At 62.3% G+C, this 3,546-nt stretch carries 3 protein-coding genes and 1 pseudogene; all 4 read left to right on the top strand.

The annotated features are described in order from the left end of the window. The coding region (locus tag EBE87_RS27875; protein ID WP_147426073.1) for an integrase core domain-containing protein at positions 1 to 163 on the top strand (163 nt) is incomplete at its 5' end. Between the two features lie 255 nt (positions 164 to 418). Continuing rightward, on the top strand, positions 419 to 2,401 hold the full coding sequence (locus EBE87_RS27880) for an AAA family ATPase (RefSeq protein WP_233553243.1): 1,983 nt from the start codon (positions 419 to 421) through the stop codon (positions 2,399 to 2,401). Between the two features lie 71 nt (positions 2,402 to 2,472). Further along, complete coding sequence (locus EBE87_RS27885; protein WP_120638661.1) at positions 2,473 to 3,084, top strand: Hsp20/alpha crystallin family protein; 612 nt, start codon at positions 2,473 to 2,475, stop codon at positions 3,082 to 3,084. Positions 3,085 to 3,389: 305 nt separating this feature from the next. Continuing rightward, a pseudogene (locus tag EBE87_RS27890) lies at positions 3,390 to 3,546 on the top strand (IS6 family transposase); the annotation flags it as partial.

The following is a 3,546-nucleotide window of genomic DNA, read 5'->3' on the forward strand; positions in this document are numbered from 1 at the left end:
TGATTGCGTCCACCTGCATGCCTTCGAAACCGGATCCGAGCTGCGAGCCGGGCTCAGCAGCTGGATCAGCTACTACAATGCCCAGCGGCCGCATTCTGCCCTAGCCGGGTGCATTCCCGACGAGGCAGACGGGGCAGCCGAGATGGAGAGACTGGCGGCCTGACACCAACCAGAACCGAGCTTATCCCAGCCGCCAATCTGTCCGGCAGATAGGGTCCACCTCAACCCACCCCACTGGCGCGAGCGCTGACAGAACCAAGTCCTGAGCCTAAACATAAGACTTGGCTTTTGATAAGAAAACATAACGGTTAGTTGATAATTGCACTTCTCTAACAATTAAGGCTTGCGCATAGAAGTCAGAGTCAGGCACGCCTGTTTCTTCAGTTTGCCCGCCACCCACAGTATATGAGTAGCCGCCATGTCAAATGGCATTTGCGATATCTGCGGCGTGAGACCGGCAACGGTTCAAACTCAGGTTGTCCGGACCGGGCAGCACGAAGTCATGGAACTCGGCGACGTCGACTACCGCCGCCTCGCACGTCAGCAGCGACGGCCGAGTTCCCCGCTGGGGGCCCTATTCGGCGGCCAAGGCGGTAGCCTCTTCGAAGAGTTCTTCGGCGGCAGCCCTTTCGGTGCTCCTGGCAGCAGTCGCGTCCCCGAAGGCGAGGACGAGGTTGCGCAAGGTGGGAGGGGAGAACGCCAAGTCGCCGTTGGAACCAGCCGCCCACGGAGCCGGTCAGGCGCTGTCACTGAGCACCTCAGCAGCCATGCTGAAGAAAGCCTCCAGAATGCCGCACGTCAGGCGACGGATGCGGGGCGCCGTGAGGTGGACACCGAGCAACTGCTCATGGCGTTGATCAGCAGCGACATGGTGCACGCCGTTCTTGAGCGGTTCAAGCTGCCACCTGACGAGTTGGCCCGACAACTGATCCAGGAGAACCAGGATGGGAAAGGTGCCGCCTTTGCTGATGATGGAGACGTCAGTCTGCGGGTTAAGGATGCTCTGTCTCGTGCCTTCGCCGCCTCGCGTGATCTCGGCCACTCCTATGACGGTCCGGAGTACCCCCTGATCGGCCTTGCTGAAGAGGGCGGAGGCATGGCGGCTGACGTGCTGCGCCGCTACGGGGCCACACCCCAGGCGCTTCGTCAGCAGATCGTAAAGGTGGTGGGGCGCGGAGCTGAGGGAGGCTGCGTTGATGGGCCCACAAACGCCCTCCACCTCGACAAATACTCGCGCGATCTCACGAAGCTGACGCAGGAAGGCAAGCTCAACCCGGTGCTCGGGCGGGCACAGGAAATTGAAACCACGATCGAGGTGCTGGCGAGGCGCAAGAAGAATAATCCCGTCTTCATCGGCGGGCCCGGCGTGGGAAAGGCCGCAATTGTTGAGGGACTGGCGCGGCATATGATTGCTGGCGAGGTGCCCGAAGCGATGCGTGACCAGCGTCTGGTGGAAATCTCTATCAACTCGATGGTGGCTGGATCCAGGTTCCGCAGGGAGTTCGAGGAACGTATCCAGCAGATCCTCAAGGAGGCTGAGGACCAGAAGGACCGCCTGATCCTGTTCATTAGCGAGATCCACACGATCATGGTCGCTGGGCAGGGAGGTTGCGAGGGTGGGCTCGACGAAGCCAACGCCCTTAAGCCCGCCCTCGCCAGCGGTGAGCTGAACTTGATCGGCGCTCCACTCGGGTACGTCGGCTGCGAGGAGGGCGGCAGGCTTATGGAGCGGATACGGCGTCGTCCCTACAGCGTAGTTTTGCACGACGAGATCAAGAAGGCGCACCCGGATGTCCACAATGTCCCCCTGCAGCTCTTCGACGATGAGTGCCTGACGGACGGCAAAGGCTGGGCGGTTGACTTCACCAACTTGATGCTGATCGCCACCAGCAACCTTGGTGCTAATCTGACCCGGCACGAGTTGCGCGAGGAGGCTGGCAAGGGTGACGACGCAAAGCTCAAGCACGACCTGATGGACGTGCTGCGGGACCACTTCCGGCCAGAGTTCATCAACCGCGTCGATGAGATCATCGTCCTACACGCTCTTGGCCGTCAGCAGATCCGGTCCATCGTGGAGTTGCAGCTCGAGCTTGTCGTGCGGATCGCCCGCGAGCAGAGAATCGGCCTCGTAGTTGATGCCTCCCTGATCGACAACTTTGCGCTCACCGGCTTCCGGCCCGAGTTCGGCGCCCGTGAGATGAGGCGGCAGATCCACACGGAACTGGAGACCCAACTGGCGCGCGCGATGCTCGGGACAAAGTGCGCGAGGGCGACCGGGTGGTTGCCCGCTGGGACGGCGATCAGGAGCACGTCGTCCTGGAGCCGCAGCAGGTGCCCCATACCACGCCAGCGGACGCCCACCAGGCAGAGCCTGGGAAGCCGGGCTGCCGAGGCAGCCTGACGCGGCTTCATTGCCTTTCAATCCTTTCCACCAATCCCAGCCCAAGGGCTGGCAGCGAAGGAAACCGAACTATGGCCCGCGTTCCCACCATCTTCATCCCCGGTGCTCTGATGGACCTCGGCGGGGGTGATCCCTTTCTCAACTTGCACCGTGAGATGAACCGGCTGTTCGATGACGTCATTCGCGGTGGGGGAGTCCCGGCCGGAAGTGCTGGCGGTGGGCAGGCTTCGATGTTGCTGGCCCCGCACATGGATGTAAGCGAGACCGACGGCGAGATCCGTATTCAGGCCGAGATGCCCGGTGTGACCGAGCAGGACATCGACGTGTCGCTCAACCAGGACGTTCTGACCATTCGGGGTGAAAAGAAGCAGGAGCGCAAGGAGGAGCGGCAGGGTGTGCACTTCACAGAGCGCAACTTCGGGACCTTCCAGCGCTCACTCCGTCTGCCTTTCTCGATCAACCCCGACCAGGTGCAGGCCAGGTTCGAGAATGGTGTGCTCACCGTGACCCTGCCCAAGGGCCAGCCCCAGGAGCAGGTTCGCCGCATTCAGGTCCAGGGAAGCCAGCAAGCGCAGGCCGGCATCGGCCAGCACAATGTGAGCCCGGCACAGCAAGGATCTCAGGGGACGAACGGGGGGGGGCAGCAGGATGGTGCGGGGGCGTCGGGCGCCGCTCGTGACTAGCGGACAGTAGGGCAGAGTCGGACGGGGTTTCTCATCATGGACAGGTCAATTAGTGCGCGCATACCGGGGCAGAACAACACGCCTGCCACCTCGGTGCCCGAAGCCTCGCCCGACCTACGTCTGGACAGGGATGCAGCAAGGAATGCTCTCCTCGAACAGAACTGGTGGGCGATCGGGCCCTGTTGCACACGCTGGGCAGCCACGATGAGGTAGAACGTCATCGGCGGCTTTGCAGAACCGGCATGATGGGATTGTCACGTAGTTTGGGCCTGGCCGGAATGAAGCGGCCGGGCCAGGCTGGCGGGATGCCGTCCGAACCCACCACTTATCCTGACTCCCGCTTTCCGGCCGAGGTCATCCACCATGCCACTTGGCTCTACCATGTGTTCAGCCTGAGCCTGCGCGACATTGAGCTGATCCTCGCCGAACGGGGTGTGGTGGTCAGCCACGAGAGCATCCGCC

The sequence above is a fragment of the Teichococcus wenyumeiae genome (assembly GCF_003696345.1).
Lineage (GTDB): Bacteria > Pseudomonadota > Alphaproteobacteria > Acetobacterales > Acetobacteraceae > Pseudoroseomonas > Pseudoroseomonas wenyumeiae.

Excerpts from the sequence above, each read along its gene's own strand:
- EBE87_RS27880 (WP_233553243.1), top strand. The coding sequence starts at position 419 with ATGTCAAATGGCATTTGCGATATCTGCGGCGTGAGACCGGCAACGGTT.
- EBE87_RS27885 (WP_120638661.1), top strand. The coding sequence starts at position 2,473 with ATGGCCCGCGTTCCCACCATCTTCATCCCCGGTGCTCTGATGGACCTC.